The 5,489-nt window shown below is 52.4% G+C and carries 6 protein-coding genes; all 6 read right to left on the bottom strand.

Annotated elements, in window-relative coordinates; translation table 11 throughout:
* Positions 1-540 (bottom strand): precorrin-2 C(20)-methyltransferase (gene cobI / locus AC5V8P_RS22910; RefSeq protein WP_495473896.1); only part of this gene is annotated, 540 nt, incomplete at its 3' end.
* Between the two features lie 29 nt (positions 541-569).
* Positions 570-1,826 (bottom strand): bifunctional cobalt-precorrin-7 (C(5))-methyltransferase/cobalt-precorrin-6B (C(15))-methyltransferase, encoded by a 1,257-nt coding sequence (locus tag AC5V8P_RS22905; protein WP_064797731.1) that lies wholly within the window; start codon positions 1,824-1,826, stop codon positions 570-572.
* Complete coding sequence (locus tag AC5V8P_RS22900) at positions 1,819-2,964, bottom strand: cobalt-precorrin-5B (C(1))-methyltransferase (protein WP_064797730.1); 1,146 nt, start codon at positions 2,962-2,964, stop codon at positions 1,819-1,821. The genes AC5V8P_RS22905 and AC5V8P_RS22900 overlap by 8 nt, the downstream gene beginning before the upstream one ends.
* A gap of 74 nt (positions 2,965-3,038) precedes the next feature.
* Positions 3,039-3,683: a precorrin-8X methylmutase gene (locus tag AC5V8P_RS22895; protein ID WP_064797729.1), complete on the bottom strand. Its 645-nt coding sequence runs from the start codon at positions 3,681-3,683 to the stop codon at positions 3,039-3,041.
* Positions 3,684-3,847: 164 nt separating this feature from the next.
* Positions 3,848-4,627, bottom strand: a complete 780-nt coding sequence (cobK, locus tag AC5V8P_RS22890) for a precorrin-6A reductase (protein WP_064797728.1) — start codon at positions 4,625-4,627, stop codon at positions 3,848-3,850.
* On the bottom strand, positions 4,624-5,489 hold an 866-nt coding region (locus AC5V8P_RS22885), incomplete at its 5' end, for a sirohydrochlorin chelatase (protein WP_495473895.1). The genes AC5V8P_RS22885 and cobK, both read right to left, overlap by 4 nt.

Here is a 5,489-nt window from a genome sequence, read left to right as displayed (position 1 = left end):
AAACACGACTGTATCGTGATTCTCAATGGCCCGCTTCATCGCTTCTCGATCCTCCGTAGCCGGAATAATACCGACCTGCTGGTCTCCGTCTGCCAAAGGTAATTCCAGCGCCGCCGCTGCTCCCAATACAGAAGAGATGCCCGGAATAGATACAATCGGCACCTCGGGATGAAGATCCTTCATCAGACGTGCCAAGTGAATAAAGGTACTGTACAGATTGGGATCTCCTTCTGTGACAAAAGCTACATCCTTCCCTTGACTCAGAGCCTCCCAGCAAGCAACCACCGTTTTGTTCCACTCCCGCTCCAGTACAACCGGGTCCTTGGTCATTGGAAAAATGAGCCCCAGCATCTCCTTTTCCTCCGGGTTCACGTATAATTCCACAATTTCGTGGGCATACGATTTGCCTCCCCGGCGCTTCTTCGGATAAGCCACAACTGCACATTCCTGAATCATCCGGTACGCCTTGACCGTGATCAGCTCGGGATCACCCGGCCCCACGCCTACGCCGTAAAGTGTTCCTATTCCCGCCGTATTCATGCTGTCTCTCCCCCTCTTGAATTACCAGCTTACTCCCCTGCTGCTCCGTCAGCCACGTCTACCGGCGGCTGTCCTGTAATGACATATATCGGATTGAGTCCGTCAAAACGAGTCATATTCAAAATCGGCTTGCTACGCGCTGTTTGCAGTAACGTCACCGAGGTTTCGAGTCCTGCGGCCTGCATCGCCTTCATACCGTCATGCAACGTCTCAATCGTTGCAGCATTTACTACAATCCGCCCATCCTTACGCAAACGGGAAGCGCACAGACGGATCAGTTCTGCCAACTCTCCTCCGCTCCCGCCGATAAACACGGCATCCGGGTCTGGCAACTCATCCAATCCGGCAGGCGCTTTGGCATGAATCACTGGAAAATCAGTGCGAAATTTGATCTTGTTCGCTTCCACATTGGCGAGATCGCCTTCATTCTTCTCAATGGCGAACACTTGCCCGTACTTGGCCAGCCGCGCACATTCCACAGCTACAGAACCCGAGCCTGCGCCGATATCCCATACGATGCTTCGCTCGGTCAATCGCAGCTCGGACAAGCTGAATACACGCACTTCACGCTTCGTGATCAGCCCTTTTTCCGGCTTGCGCTGGTGAAATTCAGCATCCTCAAAACCAAATCCCCGGCGGGTTGCTGGCACGTCTTCTCCCTTACGACGGCGCAAAACAACCACGTTCAGGGGTTGGAATGTCCCCTGCGCCATCTCTTCCAGCGTATAATGCCGATACACCTCATCCGGTCCTCCCAAATGCTCACCGACAAAGGCATCATATTCCGTCATGCCAAAATGCAGCAGATAAGCGGCAACCGCGGCGGGATGATTGCGATCATCCGTCAGCAACGCGATCTTGTTCTGCCCATCGATCCGCTGCGCTAAACCAGTCATCGGACGACCATGTACACTTTCCAGCACCGCATCCTGCCAGCTGTCACCAAGACGTGCAAACGCTAGTTGAACCGAACTGAGATGGGGTAAAATATCCAGATGTTCGGCCCCCAGCTTGGCAGACAAATAGCCTGCAATTCCAAAAAAAAGCGGATCGCCTGACGCAAGCACGACAATATCCTTGTGCTCACGCAACCGTCCCAATTCTTCTACCACGGCGGATAAGCCGCTCTTTAATGTTCGTTTTTCTCCTGTAGCTGCTTTGAAAAAAGCTAGCTGGCGCTCGCCACCGACCAGCAGGTCAGCACGCTCAATTTGTTCCAGCGTTTCCTGCGACAGGCCTGCCGCTCCATTTTCTCCGATACCAATGACACGGATCACTCTACTCACCAACTCTCGCCCTCCCCAGCACGTTCCCTTTCAGCGTTACCAGTACCATTTCCACGGTGATTCCACCACCTGCATGCTCCAGGCAATGCTGACATCCATAGGTACATAACTTTTCAAAAAAGCTCAGCGCATTCGCTTCGGTCATCATATCCGCCACCTGCGTAGCTGTATTCGCCTCAGCCACTGCCGCTGCAAGTGACTCGTCCACCCCTGCTTCACGCGCAACCCTGGCCAAAAATCCAAAGTCTACCGGAGCACTCTTGGAGTGAACCATCATGACACCCTGAGCAACCTTTGACAGCTTGCCAGGCATACCGACGAGAATAATCTTTTTCATTCCCAATCGTTTGCCATGCTTGACTGCAAAGCCGACAAAATCCCCCATCTGAATAAAAGCTTCTTCCGTTAACTGGTCATACATTTGCATCGCATATTTTTCACTGCTGCCGCCTGTGGTCAGGACAATTTCCTCGCAGTTCATCGCTTGGGCAACCGATATAGCCTGCACCACGCTGGCTTTATACGCTGACGTGGAAAACGGAACGACCACACCGCGTGTACCCAGGATGGAAATCCCCCCAAGAATGCCAAGCCGTCCGTTCAGTGTTTTCTTGGCGATTTCTTCGCCGTCCGGCACACTAATGACGACCCGGACCCCTTTGGCCGATCCATGCTCCTCAAGCACGCCTGAGACGGCCTCCATAATCATCCGACGCGGCACCGGATTGATCGCTGCTTCCCCGACAGGCACAGGCAGGCCGGGCTTCGTTACCCGTCCCACTCCAATGCCACCGTCCAGCTCAATGCCCGGCTCCTCGCGCCAGCTAACAGAGGCGCTAATTCTCGCCTGATGCGTGGCATCCGGGTCGTCGCCACCGTCCTTGATCGTCGTGCAGGAAGCCTCGTCCGCGTCCAACACAGGCTCGATCAGCTCAAACGCATGATCGAAGCCCGCGGGCAGCGATATCACCGCTTCCTTCGGCGGTATGCCCGTAATGAGCAGTTGCACCGCTCCTTTGGCTACTGCAGCCGCACAAGCCCCCGTCGTAAAGCCTGACCGCATCGGCTTGTCCGGCGCGGGAGCTTCACCACTTTTCATCCGTTTGGGTTTGCTGGCGGACGCCGCTTCCTTTTCCATGCCAATTCCTCCTTAACCTCTGCTGCTGATCATGTCTAATTTCATTTCATGATACAGCAAACGGACAACCGCATCTAGCGGACAGCCATTAAGGAGATTGCATTCAATGCCGCTACCACAATCGTACTGCCACCCTTGCGTCCAATATTCGTGATGAACGGAATATCCAGCTTGCGCAGCTCGTCCTTGGATTCTGCCGCCGATACAAAACCTACGGGCATGCCAATCACCAGTCCGGGTTTAGCCGCTCCTTCTTTCACCAGACGAATCAGCTCCAGCAACGCTGTCGGCGCATTCCCGATCGCATAGATCCCACCTTCGCCCGCCTGAATCGCTTTGCGCATTGAAATAATGGCACGTGTCGTGTTCAGCCTTTTGGCTTCTTCCATCACGTCCGGGTCAGATATGTACACATGAACATCCCCGCCAAATTGACGGATGCGATCCTTGCTCAGCCCTGCCTGAATCATTTGCACATCTGCCACCACCGGCTGCCCTGTGCGAATAGCTGCAATTCCGGCTTCGATTGCTTTGGGATGGAATACCATGCTGCGCCCCAGCTCAAAATCAGCAGATGCATGAATGACACGCTGTACAACGGGATATTGCTCTGCTGTAAATGGATGCTCTCCCAATTCTTCTGTGATCATCGCGAAGCTTTTACCCTCAATCTCCTGCGGCTGCACCGTTAGCGGCTTAAAGTCTGTTTTAAAATCCATGGTATCGACCCACTCCTTATGGAAAATTAGTTTAGGAAAAATAACTGCTCGTGCAATGAAATACCAGATACTTCTATTAAAACGCGTATTTTAAGATGACTATATTTTAGATACATGCCAGCAGTTGTTCTGGAGTAACTGAACTTGTAGGGCTTTGACTCAACTCAAATTGAAGTCTTCCCTGTGGCTGTACGAAGGGCGTTAATTACTCCGTCGAAATGATCAAATACCGTACCAAACTCTACTTCCGGTCTGGAAATCAAAATGACGTGAATACCCAGGTCCAAAGCAGACTGAACCTTCTCATCCACTGCTCCGGTGCGTCCGCTCTCCTTGGTGACCATCACGGTCGTACCAAAGTGCTTGTACAATGCTTCGTTCATCTCACGGGAAAAGGGTCCCTGCATGGCAATGATATTTTTTTGCTCCATCCCCAGTTCTCCGCATTTCTCCATATTGTCGAGGCGCGGCAGCATACGTGCAACCAGACGAATGTCCGGATCTCCGAGTAAATGCTTGGTGAACGTGCCAAGCGTCTTACTGCCCGTTGTAAGCATGACAGAGCCTTTGAGTTGCTTAGCAATTAATGCCGCCTCTTCATAGGAAGGAACGATATGGAGCAACGGATGATTGTCATACACCAGTCCCGTCCGCTCGTAGCGGATATAAGGAACTCCAGACTCGCGAGCAGCAGTCATCGCATTCGCATGTGCTTCCTCTGCAAAAGGGTGGCTGGCATCAACAACAGCCTGTATCCCCTTCTCCCGAATCATTGCCCCCATTTCATCGGCTGTCATTCGGCCTGTACGCACATCCAGTCCTGCTTCGGACAAACTGGCCGCCGCACTTTCGGTTACGACTGAGGTCAATACATTAAAGCCCATGTCACGAATTTGCAGCGCCAATTCCCGTGCATCGCTCGTTCCACACAGCATGAAAATCATGAGCCTTTCACCTGCCCAGTTACGTTCACTACAGAAGACGCATGATCATGGTCATGGTCTTCATGGTCGTGAGCATGTCTATGCTCATGATCGTGCGCGTGGTGGTGTGTATGGTGCTCGTGATGATGATTATGCTCATGTGTATGATGGTGGTGGTGATCATGATCGTGATGGCCATGCTCATGGTCGTGATGGTGATCGTGGTCATGGTCGTGGTGATGATGGTGATGCTCCTGTGCTTCCAGACGGAACTGGCAGTTATCACAATTAGCCGTAACCTCACCGAACAAACCTTCGTTAGCCCGCTCTAGCACCAGCTCAACCAATTGAGGATGGAAACCAAAATATCCGCCCATTTCCACCTGTAATGCAGGGTGAGCCTCAGCAAATTCCTGGGTCATTTCTTCGATGCGCTTAATCAGCACCCCCGTGAACAGAAAATACGGAAGCACGATAATCTTTTTGGCACCCAGTCGTACGCAACGCTCCAGACCGTCTGGAAAAGAAGGTTGCGTCACGCCGATAAAGCTGCTTTCTACCCACGTATAAGAAAGCTTCTCCCACAGCATACGGGTGATTTTGAAAAAGTCACTGTTTGCATCTGGATCGCTACTTCCGCGTCCTAATACAAGTACTGCTGTTTCTTCGTTGGATACCTCGGCAGATGTCTCGACCGCGCTATGCATCCCCGCTGGAACTGCAACCGGACGGGTCTCTTTCAAGCGATCCAGCAGTATGCTAACGATTTTCTCGTGAACGCCAATCGGGCGTCCGTATACAAATTCCACCTGCGGATATTTTGCCTTTGCCCGGTCAATAGCCATCGGAATATCAATTTTGGCGTGCACTGCGGCGAACAAAA

Source organism: Paenibacillus sp. N119s (assembly GCF_059447605.1).
Note: the sequence above shows the minus strand (reverse complement) of the source record. Positions and strands in the feature narration are given on the sequence as shown.